We start from the raw sequence: 22676 nt of genomic DNA, 5'->3' as shown, positions 1-22676 counted from the left end.
GCGCCCGGGGCGCGGCAGCAATCGGGCGAAATCCGCTCACCTCGATGATGCGCGCCGGGGAGGCCGGGCAAAACCCCGCCACGGCGGCGATCGCTTGTAGCAACCAATCGATTGCGATACTGTGGCAACTGACTGGTTGCTACTTAGTGGAGTTCCCATGGGTTTCCCCGACCGCATCGAACGGACCGTGCAGCTCGACCGGGCACCGGAGGAGGTGTGGGCGGCGCTGACCACCGCCGAAGGACTCAGCTCCTGGTTCGGCGACGAAGCCGACATCGAGCTGCGGCCGGGCGGCCGGGGACGCCTGATCTGGCACGGCAAGCCCGCCACCCACCTGCGCGTGGAGCGGGTCGAGGAACCCTCGGTGTTCGGGTTCACCTGGCACATCCCCGAGCTGCCCAGGGATGACCCGCGCCGCACCTACGTCGAGTTCACCCTCGAACCGGTCGGCGCCGGAACCCGGCTGACCGTGGTCGAGACCGGCTTCGCGCAGCTGCCCGAGGAGCACTACCGCGAGATCTACGACAGCCACACCGAGGGCTGGGCGCGCGAACTCGGCGAGCTGACCGAGCACCTCGATGCGGCCTGACGCCGAGGCGATCGCCGAACAGGTCTTCACCGCCCTGGCCGACCCCAGCAGGCGCGCCATCCTCGCCGAGCTGGCCTCGTCGGGACCGGCCACCGCGACGGACCTGGCCGGCCGGCTGCCGATCACCCGGCAGGCGATCGCCAAGCACCTCGCCCTGCTCGCCGAGGCCGGGCTGGTGGCCGCCGAGCACGGAGAGCGGCGCCGGGTCCGCTACCGGCTGCAGTCCGGCCCGATGCAGATCGCCCAGCAGTTCCTCGCCGCACTCGCCCGCGACTGGGACCGCTCGCTCAACGCGTTGAAGCACCACCTGGAACGGAGCCGAGGAGACGAAGATGAACGCTGAGCCCACCACCCCCGCGATGCCCGCCGTGGTCGACCGCGCCACCTGGCTGGCCGAAGTGGAGGCACTGCGGGTCCGGGAGAAGGCGCACACCCGCGCCGGCGACGCCATCGCCGCGGCCCGCCGCCGGCTGCCGATGGTCGAGGTCGACGCGGCCACCCCGCTGACCGGACCGGACGGGCCCACCACGCTGCTGGCCGCGTTCGAGGGCCGCGGGCAGCTGATCGCCTACTTCCACATGTGGCACGACGGGCGCAGCACCGCCGAGCAGTGCGAGGGCTGCACCTACTTCAACAGCCAGGTCCGGGAGCTGTCCTACTTCCACGCCCGCGACGTCACCTACGCGACGCTGTGCCAGGGCCCGTACGAGGACAGCGCCGCCTACCGCGATTTCATGGGCTGGGAGGTGCCCTGGTACTCGGCGCGGGAGTCCGTGGACGTGCTGCGCGCCGGGCGCACCGCCCCGTTCCTGCTGGTCTGCTACCTGCGCCGCGAGCAGCGGGTGTTCGAGACCTACTGGACCACCGGGCGAGGAGTGGAGATCATGGCGCCCTCCTACGGGTTGCTGGACATCACCGCGTACGGCAGGCAGGAGGCCTGGGAGGACTCGCCGCCGGGCTGGCCCGTCGACGACCGGGCGATGCGCACCGATGGCAGGCCCAGCGCCCAGTGGTCGCGGCTGCGCGCGGGCCAGTGCACCGGGTGCTGATCAGCTCCGGAACCCGGAGATCCGCAGGGCGCGCAGCCGGTTGAGGGCCGCCGCCAGGTCCAGCGGCCTCGGCACCGCGAAGTCGCCGACGTGGCGGTCGTCGACCGCGGCGATCCCGCGCTCGGCGACGTCGGCGGCGAAGGCCTCGAGCACTTCGGCCACCGTCCGGCTGCCGTCGAGGACACCGCGGCGCGCGCAGCTGACCAGCGCCAGGCCGATGCCGGTGACCTGCGCGGGATCGACCAGCTGCTCCACCCCGCGCAACTCCACAGTGGACTCCCCCAGGGTGAGGGCGTCCACGCCGCGGGCGCGCACCTTGGGCCGGTCGGTGGGGATGGAGCGCGGGTCGACCACGCGGTGGCGCACCGGCGGGAAGGTGTCGGCCTCGGAGCGGCGGCCGGTGGGCTGGGCGGCCAGTTGCCGGGCTCGGGCGGTGACGTCGCGGGCGTGGTAGTCCTCGAGCATCACCACCTGGTCGGCGACGTCCATGTAGTCCCCGGAACCGCCCATCACCAGCACCGTGGACACCGCGTGCGCGGCGCGCAGCGGGCGGATGAGGTCCACGAACGGCGTCAGCGGTTCGGCGTCCTTGGCCACCAGCGCCTGCATCCGGGCGTCCCGGATCATCAGGTTGGTGGCCGCGGTGTCCTCGTCGACCAGCAGCGCCTTGGCACCTGCCTCCACCGCTTCCACGATCGCCGCGGCCTGCGAGGTCGAACCGGAGGCGTTGTCGGTGGAGAAGTCGGCGGTGTCGGCGCCGGTGGGCAGGTGGCTGACGAACGGGCTGACGTCGACCCGGTGCACCCGCCTGCCGTCCTCGGCGCGGATCTTGACCGTCTCGGCGCGGCAGACCACCAGCTCCCGGCCGTCGCCGGGCACGTGGTCGTAGACGCCGAACTCCAGCGCGCGCAGCAGCGTCGACTTGCCGTGGAACCCGCCGCCGACGATCAGCGTGATGCCCTCGGGCACCCCCATCCCGCTCACCCGGCCGCGGTTGGGCAGCTCGACGCTCACCCGCATCGACTCCGGTGCGGAGAAGGGCACGCCGCCGGGCAGCGGGCGCTCGTCGACGCCGCTGCGCCGCGGCAGCATCGCACCGTCGGCGACGAAGGCGATGAGCCCGAGCCCGGGCAGCTGGCGACGCAGCGCGTCGGTGTCCTCCACCGATGCCACGAACTCCCGCACCCGTTCCTGGTCGGCCGTGGCCCAGCGCAGCGCGGTCTCGACGACCTCCGGCAGCTCGTCGCACAGCGCCCGCTCGGCCTGGCGCCCGTCGATGGTGCGGCCGCGGCCCGGCAGGTCGATGCCCAGCCGCAGCACCACCTCGCCGCGCTGGACCTGGCAGGCCGAGCGGTCCAGGACCTGCTGGCCGCCGGCGTCGACGCGCAACCTGCTGTCCCCGAGGTGGCGGTGCGCGACCCGCACGAGGTAACCGGCCAGAGCTCGGGCCCGCACCGGTGAGCACCACAGTTGCTCGGGGAAGCCGGCCACCTCGTCGGTGACGCGGACCTCGCAACGACTGGCTGGGGCGAAGGGGTCCGGTTGCACGCGCTGGACCTGCAGGGTGAACCCGGGGAAGTGCCACTGGCCGCGCAGCGACTTGTAGCGGCCGTAGCTGGCGCCGTGCATGGCGCGCAGTTCCTGCCGCAGCGCCTGCTCGTCGCCGCGCGGGCCGCCGGTGGGCTCGCGATCGTCCGGTCGCCGCCGGTATCCGTGCCGCCCTGCGCGGTCACCCGCTCGTTGTGCCATGCCCGAGACCTACCCGATGGAGCCGGGATTCTCCAATCGCGGAGATCTGCGTCACCGGCCCACCACTGTGGACTGGCGGTATCGGGCGTACCGGGCGAATCGGCGCGTCGGTGCCCGGCGGCGCCCGGGGTGCCGGGTTATTCTCCGATCGCCAGAAGATCCTCATTCCCCGCCGGGCAGTTGCCCCGGCTCCGCTCGGCGACGGATTCCGCGTCGGTGAGGAGGCGAGCTCAGTGCGACGTTCGTTCAACGACAACCACCGGCGCTCCCGGTCCGGTCGCCGTCCACGTAGGACGGCCGGGCTGCTGGCCGCGCTGGTCGCGGCGGCCACTGTGGTCACCGGTGCCGCCCATGCCGAGACCACCAGTCCCCGCAGCGCACCGCTGCTGGATCCCCAGGACCCCCACGGGGCCTGGGCCGGCTACAGCCTGCCGACCAACCGCAGCGGCCAGCCCCCGCAGGTGCCCGCCGGTGTGGTGTCCGGAATGGACGTCAGCGGCCACCAGGGCGATGTGGACTGGGCGCGGGCCTGGGCCGACGGGGCGCGCTTCGCCTACGTCAAGGCCACCGAGGGATCGGGGTTCCGCAACACCAGCTTCGCCCAGCAGTACGACGGGTCGCACGCGGTGGGCATGGTCCGCGGCGCCTACCACTTCGGGCTGCCCGACCGCTCCAGCGGCGCTCAGCAGGCGCACTTCTTCGTCGACAGCGGTGGCGGCTGGCACCGGGACGGCCGGACGCTGCCGGGGGCGCTGGACATCGAGTACAACCCCTACGGCGATGGCTGCTACGGGCTGGACCCGGCCGCGATGTCGCGGTGGATCGCCGATTTCTCCAACACCTACCACGCCCGCACCGGTCGCTTCCCGGCCATCTACACCACCACCGACTGGTGGAACCGCTGCACCGGCGCCAATCCCGACTTCGCGGCGAACAACCCGCTGTGGATCGCCCGCTACGCGCCGCAGATCGGTGAGCTGCCCGCGGGCTGGGATTACCAGAGCATCTGGCAGCACGGCGATCAGGGGCCGCTGCCGGGTGGGCAGGACAGCTTCAACGGCAACGCCAAGCAGTTGCGGCGCTTCGCGTCCTGATCGTCCCTCCCGACGGCGATGTGGGCCGCTCCCGGTGCTCTCCGGGGGCGGCCCACATCGTGTCCGGGTCACTTCTCCAGCAGGTCCGGCGGGATCGGCCGGTCGTTGGCGATCGCGTCGAACATCCGGGAGGCGCCGTCGGAGTCCCAGACGATGACCGAGCCGCCGTTGGCGTCGCGGCCGAAGCGGCCGAAGGGCACGCTGGTGGTCACCCCGTTGCCGCCGCTGATGTCGCCCAGCGCCAGCGCCAGCGACGCCAGGTGCCACAGGTGGTCGCTGTCGTCGACCAGGAAGGTCTTGCTCGCGCCCGAGGCCAGCGGGAACAGCCGGAACGGGTTGAACAGGGTGGTCGGGCTGGTGGCCTGCTTGACCAGGGCGCCCAGCAGCTTGCGCTGGTTCTCGGCGCGTTCGAGGTCACCGCCGGCCAGGGAGTAGCGGGCCCGGACGAAGCCCAGCGCGTTGGGCCCGTCCAGCGTCTGGCAGCCCTGCGGCAGGTCGACGTTGGCCATCTCGTCCTTCATCGGCTTGTCCAGGCACATCTCGACCCCGCCGACGGCGTCGACGAGGTCGGCGAACCCGCCGAAGCCGATCTCGGCGTAGTGGTCGATGTGCACGCCGGTGGCCTGCTCGACGGTCTGGGCCAGCAGCTGGGGGCCGCCGAAGGAGAAGGCCGAGTTGAGCTTGGTCTTGCCGTGCCCGGGGATGGGGACGTAGGAGTCGCGGGGCAGGCTGATCATGGCCGGCTGCCCGCCGCCGCTGGGGATGTGCACCAGCATCATGCTGTCGGTGCGGCGCCCGCCGGCGTCACCGGCGGAGAGCTCCTCGCGGCGGGCGTCGTCGAGGCCTTCGCGGCTGTCGGAACCGACCAGCAGCCAGTTGGTGCCCGAGGAGTCCGGGGCCGGGCCTTCGAAGTCCAGGGCCGCGGTGCGCTGCAGGGTGCTGTCGAAGTAGATCACCAGGCCGCCCAGCAGCACCAGCAGCACCAGCGCGGTGATGCCGATGCGCCGCCCCCAGCGCTTCTTGCGGCGCGGCCTGCGGGGCGGCGGCTGGTGGTCGTCCACCGGTGGGCGGTGGCCGCCCCGCGGCGGCGGGGGCGGCGGCGGGCGACGCCCGGGCGGGGGTGGCGGGCCGTCCGGGCCGCGGGCGCCGCGGTAGTAGTCGTAGCCGCCGCCTTGGGGCCTGCGGCCTCTCGGCTGTCGACCAGCCGACCAGTCGTCGCTCATGCTCACACCTGCGTGGGTTCGAATGCGGGTGCGTCCCGCACGCGTCGATCGTTGGCGTGCAGCATTCCAGACGACCGGCCCGGTGACAGCTCCTGCTATCGAACGGTGACCGGGTGCGTTCGTTTCGGCTGGTGGTGGGTGCGAGGCCCAGATCACACCCACCACCGGTGCCGCTGGTCAGCCGGTGACGGCCGCCCCGACGGCCTCGTCCCACAACCGGAGCGCTTCGTCGATCTGGTCGCCGGTGACGATCAGCGGCGGGATCATGCGCACCACGTTGCCGTGCGGGCCGCAGGTCAGCAGCAGCAGGCCGCGCTCGGCGGCGGCGGCGTGCGCGCGGGCCGCGGTCGCCGCATCCGGTGTGCCGTCGGCGGCGGTGAACTCGTTGGCCACCATCAGGCCGAGGCCGCGGACCTCGCCGATGAGCGGCTGGCCTGCGGCGATGGAGCGCAGCCCGTCGCGCAGCCGCTGGCCCTGCTCGGCGGCGTTGTCGACGAGCTTCTCGTCGCGCACCACGTCGAGGGTGGCGATCGCGGCGGCGGCGGCCACCGCGTTGCCGCCGTAGGTGCCGCCCTGCGAACCCGGCCAGGCCTGGCTCATCAGCGCATCCGGCGCGGCGATCGCCGAGATCGGGAATCCGCTGGCCAGGCCTTTGGCGGTGATCAGGATGTCGGGGCGGATGCCGGCGTGGTCGTGGCCCCAGAACCGGCCGGTGCGGCCGACGCCGGTCTGCACCTCGTCGACGATGAGCAGGATCCCGTGCCGGTCGGCGCGCTCGCGCAGGCCGGTGAGGAACTCCGGTGGTGCCGGCAGGTAGCCGCCCTCGCCGAGGACCGGTTCGACGATGATCGCCGCGGTGTCGCGCGGGGCGCTGGTGGTGACCAGGAGCTGGTCGAACTCGGCCAGGGCGTAGCGGACGGCCTCGTCTTCGCCGCAGCGGTGCCGGTAGGGCTCGGGGAACGGGGTGAACACCACGCCGGGCATCATCGGGCCGATCCCGGCGCGCACCTTGGTGCCGGAGGTGGTCAGCGCGCCGGCGCCCATGGTGCGGCCGTGGAAGCCGCCCTGCAGGGCCACGATGTTCTGCCTGCCGGTGGCCTGCCGCGCCAGCCGCACCGCGGCCTCGACGGCTTCGCTGCCGGAGTTGACGTAGAACAGCCGGTCCAGGCCTTCGGGCAGCACTTCGCCGAGCCGCTCGGTCAGCTCGAGCAGCGGCCGGTGCATGACTGTCGTGTACTGGCCGTGGATCAGGGTGGCGACCTGGCGCTGCGCGGCTTCGACCACGCGCGGGTGGCAGTGGCCGGTGCTGGTCACCCCGATGCCGGCGGTGAAGTCCAGGTACCGCCGGTCCTGCTCGTCGTAGAGGTAGATCCCTTCGCCGCGGGCGGCCAGGACCGGCGTGGCCTGCTTGAGTGCCGGCGAGAGCTCAGCCATGATCGACTCCAAGCGTTGTGAAAATGTAGGATTGTCGACAATCTCGCGTGTCATGCAACCATCACAGACCGTCGCTGTCCACCGTCCGAGCCGGAAGGGTTTCACCTGCCATGACCATTTCACTCCACCAGCACCCCCGAGAGGCCACCGTCGTCGACGCCGCACCCAAGCAGCTGTTCATCGGCGGCGCGTGGCGCCCGGCCACCGACGAGCGCAGCTACGAGGTAGAGGACCCCTCGACCGGCCGGGCGCTGTGCTCGGTGGCCGACGCCTCCCCCGCCGACGGCCTGGCCGCGCTGGCCGCCGCTTCCGAAGCCCAGGAGAGCTGGGCCAAGCACCCGCCCCGCGAACGCGGGGAGATCCTGCGCCGCGCCTACGAGCTGATCATGTCCCGGCACGAGGACCTGGCGCTGCTGATGACCCTGGAGATGGGCAAGCCGCTGACCGAGTCGCGCGGCGAGATCACCTACGCCGCGGAGTTCTTCCGCTGGTTCGCCGAGGAAGCGGTGCGCATCGGCGGCGACTACGCGGTGGCGCCCAACGGCTCCGGGCGGTTCCTGGTGATGCGCCTGCCGGTGGGCCCGGCACTGCTGATCACCCCGTGGAACTTCCCGATGGCGATGGGCACCCGCAAGATCGGCCCGGCCATCGCCGCGGGCTGCACCTCGGTGATCAAACCGGCCCACCAGACGCCGCTGTCGATGCTGGCGCTGGCCGGGATCCTGCAGGAGGCCGGACTGCCCGACGGGGTGCTCAACGTGGTCACCTCCCGCAGCGCGGGCCGGCTGATGGAGCCGATGATCCGCGACGGCCGGGCCCGCAAGCTGTCGTTCACCGGCTCCACCGCGGTGGGCCGCAAGCTCATCGAGCAGTCCGCCGAGCAGGTGCTGCGGGTGTCGATGGAGCTGGGCGGCAACGCGCCGTTCCTGGTCTTCCCCGACGCCGATCTCGACGCCGCGGTCGAGGGCGCGATGCTGGCCAAGATGCGCAACGGCGGTGAGGCGTGCACCGCGGCCAACCGGTTCTACGTGCACGCCGATGTCGCCGGTGAGTTCTCCCAGCGGCTGGCCGAGCGGATGTCCGGGCTGCGGGTCGGCCGCGGCGTCAGCGACGAGGTGCAGGTGGGGCCGCTGATCGACGACGCCCAGCTGGGCAAGGTGCGCGATCTGGTGGCCGATGCGGTGCAGCAGGGCGCCGAGGTCGTCACCGGCGGTTCGGCCGAGGACGGCGACGGCTACTTCTACCGGCCCACGGTGCTCTCCGGAGTGCCGCTTCAAGCGCGGATGAGCCGGGAGGAGATCTTCGGGCCGGTCGCGCCGATCACCACCTTCACCGACGAGCAGGCGGTCATCGCCCAGGCCAACGACACCGAGTACGGGCTGGTCAGCTACCTCTACACCCGTGATCTGCAGCGCGCCCTGCGGGTGTCGGAGGCGCTGGAGAGCGGCATGGTCGGCCTCAACCAGGGCATCGTGTCCAACCCGGCGGCACCTTTCGGCGGGGTCAAGCACTCCGGGCTGGGCCGGGAAGGCGGCAAGGTCGGCATCGAGGAGTTCCTGGAGACCAAGTACATCGCCGTCGGCGGCCTGTGACCCACAGACCTGCGGAGGCCCTCCACCCGCCGGTGGAGGGCCTCCCGACCGCGCTGGTGATCAGCCGGCCATGGAGCCGTTGAGGCGCTCCAGCGCATCGGTCATGTGGGCCTGCAGGCGGGCCAGCAGCAGTTCCTCGTCACCTGCCTCGATGGCGTCGACCAGGCCCTTGTGCTCGTCGACCAGCGCCTGGACGTCGGCGTGGTACTTGTCCTGCAGGGCCGTCAGGCACATCCGCTTCTCCACCAGCAGGGTTTGCGCCATGCGCTGCAGCCGGGCGCTGCCGGAGACTCGCACCAGGGTTTCGTGGAACTCCTGGTCGGCGTCGGCCAGCTCTATCGGGTCGCCCTTGCCCGCCGCGGCGACCATCCGGCTCTGCGCGGCGGTCAGCTCCGCCACCGCCTCCACCCGGTGGTGGCGCACGATCTGCTCGCACGCGGCGCGCTCGACGGCCAGCCGCGCCAGGTAGATGTCCTGGACGTCCTCGGTGTCGAGGTCCATCACGAACAACCCGCGGTGCGGCTCGCTGCGCAGCAGCCCTTCGGCGACCAGCCGCTGCATCGCCTCCCGCAGCGGTCCCCGGCTCACGCCCAGCCGGGCGGCCAGCTCGGCCTCACCGAGCTGACTGCCCGGCGGCAGCGATCCGTACATGATCGCCGCGCGCAGCTGGTCGGCCACGATCGCGGCGGTCGACTTGCGCTGCACCGGCTCTAACTCACCCGGCTGCTGGTTCTGCTCGTCGGTCCCGAGCACCTGACACCATCTCCTCAATCCGGGGAGCCACTGCGCTCCCCGCCTGTTCCACTGCGGAACAGCTCTCCCAATCCGTCGCGCGCCTGCTGCGCACCGGCCAGCCGCAACGCCTCCCAGGCGCTGACCTGGTTGGCCGTGAGCACTGGTTTGCCCAGCTGCTCCTCCAGCTCCTCCAGCCACGCCGCGGTGTGCAGCGCGGTGTCCGGCATCAGCAGCGCATCGGCCCGGTCGTCGTCGTTGGCCGCGGCGAAGGCCAGCACCTCCTCGCGTCCGAGGGTGCCGACCTCGGCGGCGGTGATGATGCCCCGGCTGGACAACCGCACCACCTCCAGCCCGTCGGCCTGCAGGAACGTCACGAACTCCGCGGCCACGTCGGCCGGGTAGGTCGCGGCCACCGCGACCCGCCGCAGCCCCAGCCGCGCCGCGGCGTGCACGAACGCGAAGGAGGTGCTGGAGGTCGGCAGGCCGGTGACGGCCTGCAACTTCTCCACCTGCTCCCGCGCACCCCGCCTGCCGAAGACGAAGCTGCCCGAGGTGCACGCCCAAATCACCGACTGCACGCCGTGCTCCAGCAGCTCGCGGGCACCGTCTGCCAGCACCTGCTCGGAACCGATGTCCAGCAGCGCGTCGACGCGGTGGGCGTCCTCGCGCATGAGGGTGTGCACCAGCGGCAGGCGCACGTCCTCGCCGAGCAGGCGTTGCAGGGTCGGGTAGTCGTCTTCGGCGCTGTAGCCGGGGTAGAGAATTCCTGCGGTGTGCGGCACCGGGTGCTCCATCCTCGATCGACGTCGGACTGCCACCGCCGCGAACCTTCAGGCGACCGGTCGATTGTTGACAATGTTATCGCACGGTCCGCGGCGGTCTGCGTTCGTAATCGGATCTTGTGCTTTTCGCAGCCGGGCCCGTTACGCGGCGGGCGCGTCCAGGGCCTGCAGCAACTGCTGCTGGGAAGCCACCGCCTGCAGCCCCATCGAGCGCAGCGCCGCCCAGAGCGTGACCTGGTTGGCGGTCAGCACCGGCTTGCCCAGTTCCTGCTCCAGCGGGCCGATGATGTCGTAGGTGGGCAGGTTGGTGCAGCTGACGAACATCGCATCGGCCTCCGGGCGGTCGGCCGAGCGCACGATGTCCACCACCTGCCGGTAGTCGACCTTCCAGATCTGGCCGAGCAGCCCCAGCCCGACGCTGGCCACCACCTCGATGCCGTACTCGTCGAGGAAGTCGCGCAGCCGGTCGGTCACCGCCGCCACGTACGGCGTGGCCACCGCGATCCGGTCGATGCCCAGCAGCTGCAGCGCCTGCACCAGCGCACCCGAGGCGGTCACCGCAGCCGGGGCACCGGCCTGCAGCATCACCTCGACCAGCCGGCGCTCACCGGTGGCGCCGTTGACGAAGCTGCCGGAGGTGCAGGCGTAGGCCACCACCTCCGGCTCGGGGACCAGCAGGTCGCGGGTGGCCCCGTGCACCGCCGCCTCGTCGGAGACCAGGTTGGCCTGCTCGACGGTGACCGGCACCGGCACGAACGCGGTGCGCGTGAGGTACAGCGACACCTCCGGCGGCGCCCACCGCCACAGCTCGCGGTCCAGCGCCAGGTCGAACGGGGCGATCACGCCCACGCCGCGCTGCGGCTGCGGGCCGGGCACCGCCCCGAGGAAGTCAGGCGGCATGGCGCGCTCCCGTCAACTCTCGTAGCGGTCGTAGCGCAGGGTTTCGCCGACGCTGCCCGAGCGCCAGACGTCGTGGCAGGCCTCGGCCATCCGGTCCAGTCCCTCGACGATGGTGGCGTAGACGTTGCCCGGCACCCAGCCGACATCACCGTTGAGCAGCAGGTTGTTGCGGCCGTAGAAGATCGCCAGGTCGATCACGCCGGGCAGCGCCTCGATGCCCTTCTCCTCCTTGAAGGCGCGGTCGAGCATGCCGCCGGGAAAGGAGAAGTACACGACGTCGCCGGGGATCGGGGTGACGGTGGGGTTCTCCTGGCCGGGTTCGTCCGCGGCGAAGCGCGGCACCATCGTGTAGATCTCGTTGCGGGCGTACTTGGCGTGGTGCACCGGCCCGACCTGCGGCAGCGCTTGCCACACCGCCTCGCAGGTCCGGGGCGCGTCCTTGTCCAGCAGCTCGGCCACACAGGACACACCGCGCTTTTCCAGCGTGATCGACAGGTACCTGGGCATCGGGATCTCCCGTTCGCAAGGAGTGGGGACGTTGACTCATCTCCTCCGGTCCCGCGTGCCCCGGGAGCCGGGCGGGAATCACCTCGTCCGTCGAGGGTACCCGTGGATTGTTGACAATCCTACGAGCGCTTCCTAGCGTGTCAATGCCTCCGGCCGAGTGTGTTTTCCCAGGCCTGCGGCGGGAAATTCGGCTCCGTCGCGCCACGCCCGCGACGCGGCGCAACCACCACCCGGACCCACCAGCCCCTTAAGGTCGGCCACATGATCAACCGCACTCCCACCGTCGTGCTGCTGCACGACGGCAACCCGCCCACGGAGCTGCAGCGCATCGAGGCCAGCGCCGAACTCCGCTACGCCCAGGCCCACGAGCTGCCCGCCGCGGTGGCAGGCGCGGACGTGCTGCTGGTCTGGGCCTTCCGCTCCGAGGCGATCGCCGACGCCTGGCCGCACGCCGAAGCCCTGCGGTGGGTGCACGCCTGCAGCGCCGGGGTGGACCGGCTGCTGTTCCCCGCCCTGCGCGATTCCGAGGTCGTGCTGACCAACTCCCGCGGCGTCTTCGACCGCCCCATGGCCGAATACGTCCTGGGCACCGTGCTCACCTTCGCCAAGGACATGCACACCACGCTGCGACTGCAGGACCGCAAGCAGTGGCAGCACCGCGTCACCGAACGCATCGCGGGCAAATCCGCGCTGGTCGTGGGCACCGGACCGATCGGCCGCGCCATCGCCGGGCAGCTCACCGCCGCGGGCCTGCGCGTCTCCGGCGCCGGCCGCACCGCACGCTCCGGCGATCCCGACTTCGGCGACGTGCACGCCTCCGCCGACCTCGCCCACGTCATCGGCGCCTTCGACTACGTGGTGCTGGCCGCGCCGCTGACCGAGCAGACCAAGGGCCTCATCGACGCCGACGTCCTCGCCCGCTGCCGCCCCACGGCCCGCCTGATCAACGTCGGCCGCGGCGAACTCGTCGTCGAACCCGACCTCATCGCCGCGCTGCGCGCCGGGCAGCTGGCCGGCGCCGCGCTCGACGTCTTCGACACCGAGCCGCTGCCCGCCGACTCACCGCTGTGGGAGATGCCGAACGTGCTGGTCTCCCCGCACATGTCCGGCGACACCGCCGGCTGGGTCGACGAACTCGTCGACCTGTTCCTCACCAACCTGCGCGCCTACACCGAAGGCGCGCCGCTGACCAACGTCGTGGACAAGCAGCGGGGATACATCAGCGGAACGGAGAACTGACTTGGCCGACACCCAGCCCGCCGACCTCACGGCTCCCGAACTGCTCGCCGCCTACGCAAGCGGCGAGCTGTCCCCGGTGGAGGCCACCGAGGCCGTCCTGCAGCGCATCACCGAAGCCGACCCGGCCGTCAACGCCTACTGCCTGGTCGACGGCGAACGCGCGCTGCAGCAGGCCCGCGCCTCCGAACAGCGCTGGCAGCGCGGCGAACCCGAGGGACGACTGGACGGCGTGCCGACCTCCATCAAGGACATCTTCCTCACCAAGGACTGGCCGACGCTGCGCGGCTCGCGCACCATCGACCCGCACCAGCGCTGGGACGCCGACGCCCCCACCGTGGCCCGCCTGCGGGAGCACAACGCGGTGTTCGTCGGCAAGACCACCACCCCGGAACTGGCGTGGAAGGGCGTCACCGACAGCCCGCTGACCGGCATCACCCGCAACCCGTGGGATCCCGCCCGCACCGCCGGCGGCTCCAGCGGCGGCGCGGCCGCGGCGGTCGCACTGGGCATGGCGCCGCTGGCCATCGGCACCGACGGCGGTGGCTCCGTGCGGATCCCCGCCTCCTTCTGCGGAATCGTCGCGCTCAAGGCCACCTACGGCCGCGTCCCCCACTACCCCGCCAGCCCCTACGGCACGCTCGCCCACGCCGGGCCGATGAGCACCACCGTCGCCGAGACCGCGCTGCTGCTCGACGTGCTCTCCGGGCCCGACGTCCGCGACTGGTCCGCGCTGGAACCACCCACCACGTCCTTTGTGGACGGCCTGGGTGCGGGGGTGCGCGGGCTGCGCATCGCGGTCAGCCTCGACCTCGGCTTCGGCACCGAGGTGCACCCGGAGATCGCCCGAGCCGTCACCGAAGCCGCGCGGACCTTCGAAGAGCTCGGCGCGTCCGTGGAGCAAACAGACCCGCCGGGCATCAGCGATCCCGTCACCGACTTCCACGTCCTGTGGTTCTCCGGCGCCGCCAAATCCGTCGAGCACCTCACCGCCGAACAGCGCGAACTGCTCGACCCCGGGCTGCACGAGATCTGCCGGCAGGGCCTGACCTACTCCGCTCAGGACTACCTGGAAGCCACCAACACCCGCATGATCCTCGGCCAGCGCATGGGGGCCTTCCACCAGACCTACGACCTCCTGCTGACCCCGACGGTGCCCATCCCCCCGTTCGAAGCGGGCCGCGAAGTGCCCGCGGGATGGGGCGAAGAGCGCTGGACCAGCTGGACGCCGCTGACCTACCCGTTCAACATGACCCAGCAACCGGCCGCCAGCATCCCCTGCGGCCACACCGCCGAAGGCCTGCCCATCGGCCTGCAGATCATCGGCCCCCGCCACGCCGACGCCACCGTCCTCCGAGCCGCCCACGCCTTCGAACAAGCCCGCCCCTGGACCCGCGTTCCGCGCTGAGAAAAGCACCCCGAATTGCCGTGAATTCAACAGGGCACTCACCGGGCACGACGAATGGCCACCATCCGGCCGGAACAGAAAGAATGCTTTTCCGGTTCCGCCCGGATGGTGGCGTGCTCCACAAATGATCCGCCTCGGCCAACGGCGGACTTCAACTCAGGCGCATTGCCTTAAGGCGCGCTGGGAATGACGGTTCGGCTTGCCGACCGCTCATTCCCGCGGACCCTCTCAGCCGGTTCCGCGGCACGGCGAGCTGCCGCAGAGCTGTTCTCGCGAGGACAGAGCGTGCCGACCGGCCACGATGCCGGTCGGCACGCTTCTCGGGGGGCTCGAGCCGATCCCCGGATCCGGGTCAGTTGCCGGCGATCGACGAAGCGTCGCCGCCCTGGCCCAGGCCACCGGTACCCGCGGAGGCGTTGCCGCCGTCGCCGCTGGACAGCGCGCTGATGCCACTGGCAGCGTTCACACCGAGGCCGCCGTTGCCGCCGATGCCGTTGCCGCCGTAGGCGTTGGAGGACGCGTGGTCGCCGTGGCCGCCGGCGAAGGCGGGCGAGCCGATGGCCAGCGCGGCGGCGCAAGCGGCGGTGACACCGATAAGACGAAGGGTAGTGCGCATTGCTTGAACTCCCATCCATGTTCTGATCGTCACCGTGTCGGCAGCTGTCCCGGTGTTCCGGGAACTTGGGGGGTGCGCCGACCGGCAAGCCCTACGTTGCATTAATGCAACGCGACCTGCTTTCGCTGGCACACCAAAGAGAATGACGACCACTCGCCCGAGCGATCGCGCGACTCGCCGGGACAGTTTCCGCAGGACAAGGTGAAACGCGCTCAAAATCCTTTCCCGCGCCCAGCCGGAAACCCAGCACAACAATGGAATATTTCATAATGGTTTAAGCGACGACCCGAACATGCTCAAGGCATCAGCAGCATCGAGGTGATTCCGAGAGCGGTGACCAAGATCGTCGAACAAGCACCCAGCGCGAAGGCCTTGGGACCGTTGCGCAGCAGCGCCTTGACCCGAACGCTGAAACCGAGCGCGAACAACGCCCCCGCCAGCAACAACGTCGTCAACTGCTTGGCCGCACCCAGGACCACCTCCGGCAGCACACCGCTGCTGCGCAGCGCCACCGCCAGCAGAAAACCCAGGACGAACAGCGGCATGATCGGCGGACGCCGACCACCACCAGCACTGCGACGCCGCTCCAGCAAGCTCACCACCGCCACCACCGGCGCCAGCAGCACCACCCGGCTGAGCTTGACCACCACCGCGATCGCCACCGCCGCCGCACCCGCCGGCGACGCCGCCGCGACCACCTGCGCCACCTCGTGCACGCTGCCCCCGGCGATCCTCCCCGCATCCTCCGCCGGCAGACCCCACGCCGAGAACAACACCGGCAAACCCAGCATCGACACCGTGCCGAACACCGTCACCATCGCCACGCTCGTGGCCACGTCCTCGTCATCGCGCTCCACCACGCCCTCCACCGCCGCCACCGCCGAGGCCCCGCAGATCGAAAAACCCGTCGCCACCAGCCACGACAAACCCCGCGACACACCCAGCAACCGGCCCAGCAACACCGTGCCCGCGAACGTCACCACCACGACCAGCAGCACCGCACCCACCGTGCCCGCACCCAACCCCAGCACCTGCCCCACCGACAACTGCAACCCCAGCAACACCACCCCGGCGCGCAACAACCTCCTCGCCGACCACGCCACCCCAGCACGCGCCGACACCGGAAAACCCGGCACGTTGCCCGCCACGACACCCAGCACCACCGCCACCGTCAACGCACTCACCGCAGGCACCAGACCCGCAACCGCCATCGACACCACGACCGCGGCCACCGTCACAGCCAGCCCCGGCCACAACACCGACAAACCCGCCCGCGCACCGCTCACCGTCTTCGCCACGACACCAGGTTCGCCGCCACCAGCGCCCCGCAGTAGCCACCATCCGCACAGGACGTCATAATCTCAAGGCATGGCCGAGCAGCACCACAACACCACCCACAGCGGAAACCACCCCGCACCCACCCACTCCGGCGGAATGACCCCACCCGACACCGAATCGCTGCGCCTGCTCGTCGGAGTCGCCGAACTCGGCAGCATCGGCGCCGCCGCAGCCGAACTCCACATCAGCCAACCCGCCGCCAGCAAACGACTCAGCCGCCTCGAACGCCAACTCGGCCTGCCCCTGCTCCAACGCACCCGCCAGGGCTGCACCCTCACCCCCGCCGGAACCATGGTCTGCGACTGGGCCCGCCAAGTCCTCGCCCACATCGACGGCCTCATGAGCGGCGTCCGCGCACTCCGCGCCCAGCAGAAATCCACCCTCCGCGTCGCCGCCAGCATGACCATCGCCGAATACCTCGTCCCCCGCTGGCTCGCCCGACTCCGCACCGCACTGCCCGACGTCCACCTCGAACTCGACGTCACCAACTCCGCCGCCGTCGCCGAAGCCGTCCGCCACGACAACGCCGACATCGGCTTCATCGAAACCCCGCAACCACCCGACGGCGTCTCCGTCCGCTACGTCACCCGCGACCACATGATCGTCGTCGCCCCACCCGGACACCCCTGGACCCGCCTGCGCCGACCGCTGACCCCCACCGAACTCGCCGCCACCCCGCTCATCGTGCGCGAACACGGCTCCGGCACCCGCGAAACCCTGCACCGCGCCCTCACCGACACCGGCACCGAACCCGTCACCCCCCTGCTCGAACTCCGCTCCACCACCGCAGTCCGCAACTCCGTCGTCGCAGGCGCAGGCCCCGCCGCCCTCAGCGTCCTGGCCGTGGCCACCGACCTCGCCGAACACCGCCTCGTCGAAATCCCCGTCGCCGACCTCGACCTGCGCCGCCCCCTGCACGCCGTCTGGCGAGCCGGACTCCGCCTCACCGGCTCCGCCGCCGCCCTGCTCGCCATCGCCACCCGCACCGACTGACGAGCACCACCCACTGGTAGACAGTGCCGGTGCGCAGGAACACCAACGCGACCGGGACCTGGCTCGTGATCGGACCGTCCTTCGAGGACATGCCCGACGACTATGCGTCGGACCCGCAGTTCTGCTTGCTGCCGGTCGACAGCCTTCTGGACCTGCCGGATCCGGCGGCGAGCCGGGTCCACCGCGCCCTCACCTCGCGCACCCGCACGACCGAGGAGCTCACCGTCCTCTTCCGCTCCGACCTGCTCGAAGCCACCCCAGCCGCGGAACAGGCCGAACTCGGCGACCAGTGGGACGCGCTGTGGCGGTCGGTCGCCGAGCCCCGAACGTCCGTCTGGGTGAAGGCCGACCACTGGAGCGAATCCGCGGTGATCAACGGCGGACCGGAACCCGGCAACCAGGTCGAAGCGTGGGACGGCGACCGGGAAACCCTGCGCGCGCACTGCGCCGACCGGCTCCGCCGCCTCTGACGGTCAGTACTGCCAGCCCTCGTCGAGTGCGGACATGACGTGCTTGATCCGGCTGTACTCCTCCAGCCCGTAGCGGCCGAAGTCGCGCGCCGAGGCCGAGTGCTTGAAACCGCTGTGCGGCATCTCCGCCACCAGCGGGTGGTGGGTGTTGATCCACACCGTGCCCGCCTGCAAGCTGCGCGACACCCGCATCGCCCGTGCGTGATCACGCGTCCACACGCTGGCCGCCAGCCCGTAGCGCACGCCGTTGGCCAGCTGGACCGCCTCCTGCTCGGTCTTGAAGCGCTGCACCGTCAGCACCGGGCCCAAGACCTCGTTCTGCACCAGCTCGTCGTCCTGCTCCACCCCGGCCACGACCGTCGCCTCGTGGAAGAACCCCCGCTCGCCCCGGCGGTGGCCCCCGGCCAGCACCTGGGCGTGATCCGGCAACCGGGCCAGGTGCGCCTGCACCAGCTCCAGCTGGCCGAGGCTGTTCAGCGGCCCGAACCCGGCATCGGGATCCTGCGGCGGCCCCGGCCGCATCACCCCGGCCCACCGCACCAACTCCGCCACCAGCTCCTCGTACACCCCCGAACCCACCAGCACCCGGCTCGCCGCCGTGCAGCTCTGCCCCGCGTTGCCGAACGCCGCCACCGCGATCCCCCGCGCCGCCCGCACCACATCGGCATCGTCGAACACCACCGCAGGCGCCTTACCACCCAGCTGCAGGTGCGCACGCTTGAGATCAGCGGCCGCCGACCCCGCCACCTCCATCCCCGACCGCACCGTGCCCGTGATCGAGAACATCCCCGGCACCTCGTGCGCCACCATCGCCCGACCGCTGTCCCGATCACCGCAGATCAAGTTCAGCACCCCCGCGGGCAACCGCTCACCCGCGATCTCCACCAGCAACGCCGAGCTCACCGGCGTCGTCTCCGCCGGCTTGAGCACCACCGTGTTCCCGGCCGCCAACGCCGGAGCCCACTTCGCCACCGCCAGCAGCAGCGGATGCGTCCACGACGTCACCTGCGCGCACACCCCGATCGGCTCGCGCCGCGTGAACGAAGTCAGCCCCGGCTCGTACTCACCACCCGTACCGTCCTCCTGCACCCGCGCCGCCCCCGCGTAGAAGCGGATCAGATCCACCGCCCGCGGCAACTCCTCATCGCGCACCACCGCCCACGGCTTGCCGGTGTTGCGGCACTCCGCCAGCACCAGCTCCTCCGCGCGCTCCTCCACCGCATCGGCCACCTCCAGCAGCACCTGCTGCCGCTGCCGCGGCGTGCTCTGCGACCACGACGCGAACGCCTCGGACGCCACCGACATCACCGCGTCCACATCCATCCACCGGGTCAGCGGACTGGTGCCGTACTGCTCGCCGGTGCTCGGGTCGACCAACGGCAGGGTCTCCCCCGCCAGCGTCCCCACCGGTTCGCCGCCGACGTAGTTGTGCAGTTCCAGCGCCGTGGTCAACAACAACCTCCATCGCTGGGCCGACCGCCCATGGCCGACCGGGTGGCACGTCCGCGGCCGACCCTAACCGCACCACCGCACCCGTGGGGAGCACAACACCGCGCGCTACCGCCGGTCCCGCAACGACCACTGAGCCGCGGTACCCACCGCCAGCAGCACCAGCACCGGCGCGAACGCCCACCGGTAGGCCTGCACCGCGGGCAGGAACGACACGAACTGCAGCACTCCGCCCACCAGCAGCTGGACCAGCACCGCCGCGCTGAAACCACCCATGTTGACCACACCCGAAGCGGTCCCGGACCGGTGCTCGGCGTTGGCCATCCGCGCCCCGTCGAAGGCCAGCATCGCCGCGCCACCACCGACACCGATGATCACCAGCGCCACCACCAGCAACGGCATCGGCAGCACACCCGGCCACGCCACCAGCAGCGCCCACACCGCCACCACCGCGCACGACAGCCCGAGGCTGAACCGGTCGCGGCGCACCGGATTGCCGGAGATGAACTGCCCCGAGAACCAGGAACCCGCGATGAAACCCACCACGCTGATCAGCAGCAGCGACCCGACCTCGGCCTGACCGTGGCCCTGCGACTCGGTCAGCCACGGCCCGCCCCACAACGTCGTCACCGCGACGAACTGCGCCATCAGCACGAAGTGCACCCAGAAGGAGTGCTTGGTGCCCCGCTGCGCGATGACGTGCCGCAAGGTGTGCGCGATCCGCTCCGGTGCCGGAGCCGGAACGGAGGCGACCGCGGCGTGGTCCGGCCGGTCGCGGATCGCCAGCGCCGCGACGACCGCGAGCCCCGCGGTCAGCACCGCGGCACCGGCGAACGTGGGCACCCAGCCGATGCTGTGCAGCGCCAGTCCCAGCGGCAGCGTGGACACGATCTGCCCCAGCCCACCGGCCAGACCGGTGATCGCCGCGACCTTGCCGAACTTGTGCGGCGGGAACCAGTGCGCGGCCAGCCGCAGCACGTTGGTGAACATGAACGCGTCGCCGAAGCCGATCAGCATCCGCCCGGCGATACCGCCGACGATCGACCCGCTCACCGCGAACACCGCCGATCCCGCGGCCAGCGCCACCATGCCGCCGGTGATCACCTTCCGCGGCCCGAGCCGGTCGGCCAGCAGCCCGGACGGCACCTGCAGCGCCAGGTAGATGCCCAGCTGGAGGGCCGAGAACAGCGACAGCATCGCCGGGCCGATGGCGAATCGCTGCAACGCCTCCGGCGCGGCGACGCCCAGGCTGGCTCGGTGGAACAGTGCGGCGCAGTAGCAGAGCGCGCCGATCCCCCACACCAGCCACGCCGTGCGCGATGAGGTGCTGTGTTCGGTCCGCGCACCTGCGGGGTGCGGGGCCGTGGCCGTGCCGGACAACTCGGAACTCCTCTCCCGGAAAAACTTGTATCCACCATAGATACAAGTTGGGTGGAAGTACGATGACCTCGTGTCGAGCGCAACACCACGCGAAACCGTGTCCTCCACCACTCCCGAGACGCCCGCCGCCGACCGCGCCTACCAGCACGTCAAGGCCGGACTCCTGGACGGCAGCTACCCGGACGGCGAACTGCTGTCCGAGGGCGAAGTGGCCGGCGCGCTGCAGATGTCCCGCACACCGGTGCGCGAGGCCTTCCTGCGCCTGCAGACCGAGGGATTCCTGCGGCTCTACCCGAAGCGCGGCGCACTGGTCGTGCCGGTCACCGCACCCGAAGCGCGCGCCGTGGTGGAAGCCCGCCTGGCCCTGGAGAGCTTCGCCATCGACAAGCTCGCCATGCAGGGCCCGGACGCCATGACCGCCGTCGGCGACGAACTGGCCGCGCACCCGGCCTGCGACACCGCCGAGCTCAGCGACGCGGGCATGCACGAGGCCGACCGGGCCTTCCACGCCACGCTGGTCGCCGCCGCGGGCAACTCCGTGGTCGCCGACCTCTACAACGCCCTGCGCGACAAGCAGATGCGCATCACCGCCACCGCCCGCACCCACACCGCCCGGCCCCGGATCACCCACCAGCACGCCCAGCTCGCGGCGGCACTGCGCGACGGCGACGCAGACCTGGCCAAAGCCCGGCTGCGCGAGCACCTGCTCGGCACCGTCCGCGCCTTCGGCATCGCCGGCGGCCCCTACCTCGATCCGGACTCCGAGCTCTGAAGCGGTTTTCGGCCGGGTGCGACAGCTGTGCGGGTCGGAGGCTTAATTTCACTCGACACTGAAGTAATCGAGGTTGCAAAAATTTTGCTCCCGGCCGCAGGTGTCGGCCGTACCGCCTAACCTCTGGCCGTGGCTCCGTCGCAGTACGTCCAGGCAGCCCCGCCACCCCGCCTGCGGGCGCTGATCAGCGACATCAGCGGGTACCGGGTGCACTCCGCGCCCGGCGTGCACCACGGCCTGCCCTCCGCCAGCCTGACGGTGATCATCACCCTGGCGGAGACCGTGGACGTCACCTTCGACAGCGGGCACCGGCTGTCCTGCACGACGCTCGTCGGCGGACTGCACAGCAAACCCGCCCAGATCGAGCACAGCGGGTTCCAGCACGGCATCCAGCTCGGCCTCACCCCGCTCGGGGCACGAGCCCTGCTGGGCGTGCCCGCCGGCGAACTCGCCGACACCGGCACCCACCTGGAAGACCTGCTCGGCCCGGCCGCCACCGAACTCACCGAACGACTGCGATCGGCGAGCACCTGGAGCCAGCGCTTCGAGCTGCTCTGCGACGCCCTCCACCGCCTCGCCGCCCCGGCGCACCCGCCCTCCCCCGAACTGGCCTGGGCCTGGCGCCGGATGACCGAGACCGACGGGCACATCCCCATCGCGGAGCTGGCGGGCGAAATCGGCTGGAGCCGCCAGCACCTCGGCGCCCGGTTCCGCCGCGAGTTCGGCCCCTCCCCCAAGCTCCTCGGCCGCGTGCTGCGCTTCCAGGCCGCCCGCCGCCGCCTCATCACCGGCAGGTCCGACGGCCTGGCCGGCCTCGCCGCCGACTGCGGCTACACCGACCAGGCCCACTTCAACCGCGACTGGCGGGAGTTCACCGGAACGACCCCCTCGCGGTGGATCGCCGAGGAACTTCCATTCGTCCAAGGCGCGCAGCACCTCGGCACCGCATCCTGATGCCATGACGACCGGAATCTGGCCCCTGATCCCCTACGCCGACAAGAAAGCGGGCATCCGCTTCCTGGTCGAGGCATTCGGCTTCGAGGAAACTTTGATCGTGCCCGGCGACAACGGCGAGATCACACACGCCGAACTCCGCTGGCCGCACGGCGGCGGCATCATGATCGGCACCTGCGACCCGGAAAGCCCGTTCGCCCAGCAGAAGGGCTCCGCGAGCAACTACGTCGTCACCGACGACATCGACGCGCTCTACGCACGCGCGCTGGCCGCAGGCGCCGAATCGGTCTACGAACCCCGGGACCAGGCCTACGGCTCACGCGACTTCGTGGTGCGAGACCCCGAAGGCAACCTCTGGAGCTTCGGCACCTACGGCGGAAGCTGAGAGGACGAACGAGGGCGCCCA

23 protein-coding genes are annotated in these 22676 nt (G+C 71.3%); 12 read left to right on the top strand and 11 right to left on the bottom strand.

The features are described from left to right. Positions 1 to 157 precede the first annotated feature (157 nt). The 3 genes from C4T78_RS05815 to C4T78_RS05805 are packed head-to-tail and all read left to right on the top strand — an operon-like array spanning position 158 to position 1638. Positions 158 to 589 (top strand): SRPBCC domain-containing protein, encoded by a 432-nt coding sequence (locus tag C4T78_RS05815; protein ID WP_093353263.1) that lies wholly within the window; start codon positions 158 to 160, stop codon positions 587 to 589. Beyond that, a complete protein-coding gene (locus tag C4T78_RS05810) occupies positions 579 to 932 on the top strand; it encodes an ArsR/SmtB family transcription factor (protein ID WP_093353260.1) in 354 nt (117 codons plus the stop codon). The genes C4T78_RS05815 and C4T78_RS05810 overlap by 11 nt, the downstream gene beginning before the upstream one ends. Continuing rightward, positions 922 to 1638, top strand: a complete 717-nt coding sequence (locus tag C4T78_RS05805) for a DUF899 family protein (protein ID WP_093353258.1) — start codon at positions 922 to 924, stop codon at positions 1636 to 1638. The genes C4T78_RS05810 and C4T78_RS05805 overlap by 11 nt, the downstream gene beginning before the upstream one ends. On the opposite strand, the gene C4T78_RS05800 is transcribed toward C4T78_RS05805, so the two are convergent. Then, positions 1639 to 3387, bottom strand: coding sequence for an ABC-ATPase domain-containing protein (locus C4T78_RS05800; protein WP_093353256.1), 1749 nt, complete (start codon positions 3385 to 3387; stop codon positions 1639 to 1641). Between the two features lie 233 nt (positions 3388 to 3620). Between C4T78_RS05800 and C4T78_RS05795 the strand changes: the two genes are divergently transcribed. Further along, complete coding sequence (locus C4T78_RS05795; protein WP_235863564.1) at positions 3621 to 4481, top strand: lysozyme; 861 nt, start codon at positions 3621 to 3623, stop codon at positions 4479 to 4481. A gap of 68 nt (positions 4482 to 4549) precedes the next feature. On the opposite strand, the gene C4T78_RS05790 is transcribed toward C4T78_RS05795, so the two are convergent. Together C4T78_RS05790 and C4T78_RS05785 are read right to left on the bottom strand one after the other, a co-directional pair. Next, a complete protein-coding gene (locus C4T78_RS05790; RefSeq protein WP_093353255.1) occupies positions 4550 to 5704 on the bottom strand; it encodes an LCP family protein in 1155 nt (384 codons plus the stop codon). 177 nt (positions 5705 to 5881) lie between these two features. Next, positions 5882 to 7138: an aspartate aminotransferase family protein gene (locus C4T78_RS05785; RefSeq protein ID WP_093353252.1), complete on the bottom strand. Its 1257-nt coding sequence runs from the start codon at positions 7136 to 7138 to the stop codon at positions 5882 to 5884. Positions 7139 to 7248: 110 nt separating this feature from the next. Here C4T78_RS05785 and C4T78_RS05780 point away from each other — a divergent pair, with 110 nt between their 5' ends. Further along, a complete protein-coding gene (locus tag C4T78_RS05780; protein ID WP_093353250.1) occupies positions 7249 to 8730 on the top strand; it encodes an NAD-dependent succinate-semialdehyde dehydrogenase in 1482 nt (493 codons plus the stop codon). A gap of 60 nt (positions 8731 to 8790) precedes the next feature. Here C4T78_RS05780 and C4T78_RS05775 read toward each other — a convergent pair whose 3' ends face one another. The 4 genes from C4T78_RS05775 to C4T78_RS05760 form a co-directional block, all read right to left on the bottom strand. Further along, complete coding sequence (locus C4T78_RS05775; protein ID WP_093353247.1) at positions 8791 to 9483, bottom strand: GntR family transcriptional regulator; 693 nt, start codon at positions 9481 to 9483, stop codon at positions 8791 to 8793. 14 nt (positions 9484 to 9497) lie between these two features. Beyond that, complete coding sequence (locus C4T78_RS05770) at positions 9498 to 10247, bottom strand: maleate cis-trans isomerase family protein (protein ID WP_456238786.1); 750 nt, start codon at positions 10245 to 10247, stop codon at positions 9498 to 9500. 141 nt (positions 10248 to 10388) lie between these two features. Next, positions 10389 to 11147: a maleate cis-trans isomerase family protein gene (locus C4T78_RS05765; protein WP_093353242.1), complete on the bottom strand. Its 759-nt coding sequence runs from the start codon at positions 11145 to 11147 to the stop codon at positions 10389 to 10391. A 12-nt stretch (positions 11148 to 11159) separates the two neighbouring features. Further along, positions 11160 to 11654, bottom strand: a complete 495-nt coding sequence (locus tag C4T78_RS05760) for a DUF3830 family protein (RefSeq protein WP_093353239.1) — start codon at positions 11652 to 11654, stop codon at positions 11160 to 11162. A gap of 261 nt (positions 11655 to 11915) precedes the next feature. On the opposite strand from C4T78_RS05760, the gene C4T78_RS05755 reads away from it, so the two are divergent. Continuing rightward, positions 11916 to 12893 carry a D-2-hydroxyacid dehydrogenase gene (locus C4T78_RS05755; protein ID WP_177247618.1) on the top strand — a complete coding sequence of 326 codons (978 nt, stop codon included), beginning with the start codon at positions 11916 to 11918 and terminating at the stop codon, positions 12891 to 12893. 1 nt (position 12894) lies between these two features. Next, positions 12895 to 14298, top strand: a complete 1404-nt coding sequence (locus C4T78_RS05750) for an amidase (protein ID WP_093353237.1) — start codon at positions 12895 to 12897, stop codon at positions 14296 to 14298. Positions 14299 to 14650: 352 nt separating this feature from the next. Here the strand turns inward: C4T78_RS05750 and C4T78_RS05745 are convergent, their stop codons facing one another. Together C4T78_RS05745 and C4T78_RS05740 are read right to left on the bottom strand one after the other, a co-directional pair. After that, on the bottom strand, positions 14651 to 14914 hold the full coding sequence (locus C4T78_RS05745) for a hypothetical protein (RefSeq protein ID WP_093353234.1): 264 nt from the start codon (positions 14912 to 14914) through the stop codon (positions 14651 to 14653). A 296-nt stretch (positions 14915 to 15210) separates the two neighbouring features. Further along, a complete protein-coding gene (locus tag C4T78_RS05740) occupies positions 15211 to 16212 on the bottom strand; it encodes a YeiH family protein (protein WP_268876666.1) in 1002 nt (333 codons plus the stop codon). A gap of 136 nt (positions 16213 to 16348) precedes the next feature. Between C4T78_RS05740 and C4T78_RS05735 the strand changes: the two genes are divergently transcribed. Together C4T78_RS05735 and C4T78_RS05730 are read left to right on the top strand one after the other, a co-directional pair. Continuing rightward, a complete protein-coding gene (locus C4T78_RS05735; RefSeq protein WP_093353773.1) occupies positions 16349 to 17245 on the top strand; it encodes a LysR family transcriptional regulator in 897 nt (298 codons plus the stop codon). A gap of 29 nt (positions 17246 to 17274) precedes the next feature. Then, complete coding sequence (locus tag C4T78_RS05730) at positions 17275 to 17715, top strand: hypothetical protein (protein WP_143185877.1); 441 nt, start codon at positions 17275 to 17277, stop codon at positions 17713 to 17715. 3 nt (positions 17716 to 17718) lie between these two features. On the opposite strand, the gene C4T78_RS05725 is transcribed toward C4T78_RS05730, so the two are convergent. Next, positions 17719 to 19167 (bottom strand): gamma-aminobutyraldehyde dehydrogenase, encoded by a 1449-nt coding sequence (locus C4T78_RS05725; protein ID WP_093353229.1) that lies wholly within the window; start codon positions 19165 to 19167, stop codon positions 17719 to 17721. Positions 19168 to 19272: 105 nt separating this feature from the next. Then, positions 19273 to 20544: an MFS transporter gene (locus C4T78_RS05720; protein WP_218161594.1), complete on the bottom strand. Its 1272-nt coding sequence runs from the start codon at positions 20542 to 20544 to the stop codon at positions 19273 to 19275. Between the two features lie 70 nt (positions 20545 to 20614). Here C4T78_RS05720 and C4T78_RS05715 point away from each other — a divergent pair, with 70 nt between their 5' ends. From C4T78_RS05715 to C4T78_RS05705, 3 genes are all read left to right on the top strand, one after another. Beyond that, the gene (locus C4T78_RS05715; RefSeq protein ID WP_177247617.1) at positions 20615 to 21316 is read left to right on the top strand and encodes a GntR family transcriptional regulator; all 702 of its coding nucleotides are present in this window, start codon (positions 20615 to 20617) and stop codon (positions 21314 to 21316) included. A gap of 129 nt (positions 21317 to 21445) precedes the next feature. Beyond that, positions 21446 to 22270, top strand: a complete 825-nt coding sequence (locus tag C4T78_RS05710) for an AraC family transcriptional regulator (RefSeq protein WP_093353224.1) — start codon at positions 21446 to 21448, stop codon at positions 22268 to 22270. Between the two features lie 4 nt (positions 22271 to 22274). After that, positions 22275 to 22655: a VOC family protein gene (locus C4T78_RS05705; RefSeq protein WP_093353221.1), complete on the top strand. Its 381-nt coding sequence runs from the start codon at positions 22275 to 22277 to the stop codon at positions 22653 to 22655. Positions 22656 to 22676: the final 21 nt, after the last annotated feature.

The organism is Saccharopolyspora kobensis, from assembly GCF_900108315.1.
Classification (GTDB): Bacteria; Actinomycetota; Actinomycetes; order Mycobacteriales; family Pseudonocardiaceae; genus Saccharopolyspora; species Saccharopolyspora kobensis.
This window is presented reverse-complemented; position numbering and strand designations above follow the sequence as displayed.

Bases quoted from the DNA above. Each gene is read 5' to 3' on its own strand.
- C4T78_RS05815 (WP_093353263.1), top strand. From the start codon at position 158: ATGGGTTTCCCCGACCGCATCGAACGGACCGTGCAGCTCGACCGGGCA.
- C4T78_RS05810 (WP_093353260.1), top strand. From the start codon at position 579: ATGCGGCCTGACGCCGAGGCGATCGCCGAACAGGTCTTCACCGCCCTG.
- C4T78_RS05805 (WP_093353258.1), top strand. From the start codon at position 922: ATGAACGCTGAGCCCACCACCCCCGCGATGCCCGCCGTGGTCGACCGC.
- C4T78_RS05800 (WP_093353256.1), bottom strand. From the start codon at position 3,387: ATGGCACAACGAGCGGGTGACCGCGCAGGGCGGCACGGATACCGGCGG.
- C4T78_RS05790 (WP_093353255.1), bottom strand. From the start codon at position 5,704: ATGAGCGACGACTGGTCGGCTGGTCGACAGCCGAGAGGCCGCAGGCCC.
- C4T78_RS05785 (WP_093353252.1), bottom strand. From the start codon at position 7,138: ATGGCTGAGCTCTCGCCGGCACTCAAGCAGGCCACGCCGGTCCTGGCC.
- C4T78_RS05780 (WP_093353250.1), top strand. From the start codon at position 7,249: ATGACCATTTCACTCCACCAGCACCCCCGAGAGGCCACCGTCGTCGAC.
- C4T78_RS05765 (WP_093353242.1), bottom strand. From the start codon at position 11,147: ATGCCGCCTGACTTCCTCGGGGCGGTGCCCGGCCCGCAGCCGCAGCGC.
- C4T78_RS05760 (WP_093353239.1), bottom strand. From the start codon at position 11,654: ATGCCCAGGTACCTGTCGATCACGCTGGAAAAGCGCGGTGTGTCCTGT.
- C4T78_RS05755 (WP_177247618.1), top strand. From the start codon at position 11,916: ATGATCAACCGCACTCCCACCGTCGTGCTGCTGCACGACGGCAACCCG.
- C4T78_RS05745 (WP_093353234.1), bottom strand. From the start codon at position 14,914: ATGCGCACTACCCTTCGTCTTATCGGTGTCACCGCCGCTTGCGCCGCC.
- C4T78_RS05735 (WP_093353773.1), top strand. From the start codon at position 16,349: ATGACCCCACCCGACACCGAATCGCTGCGCCTGCTCGTCGGAGTCGCC.
- C4T78_RS05705 (WP_093353221.1), top strand. From the start codon at position 22,275: ATGACGACCGGAATCTGGCCCCTGATCCCCTACGCCGACAAGAAAGCG.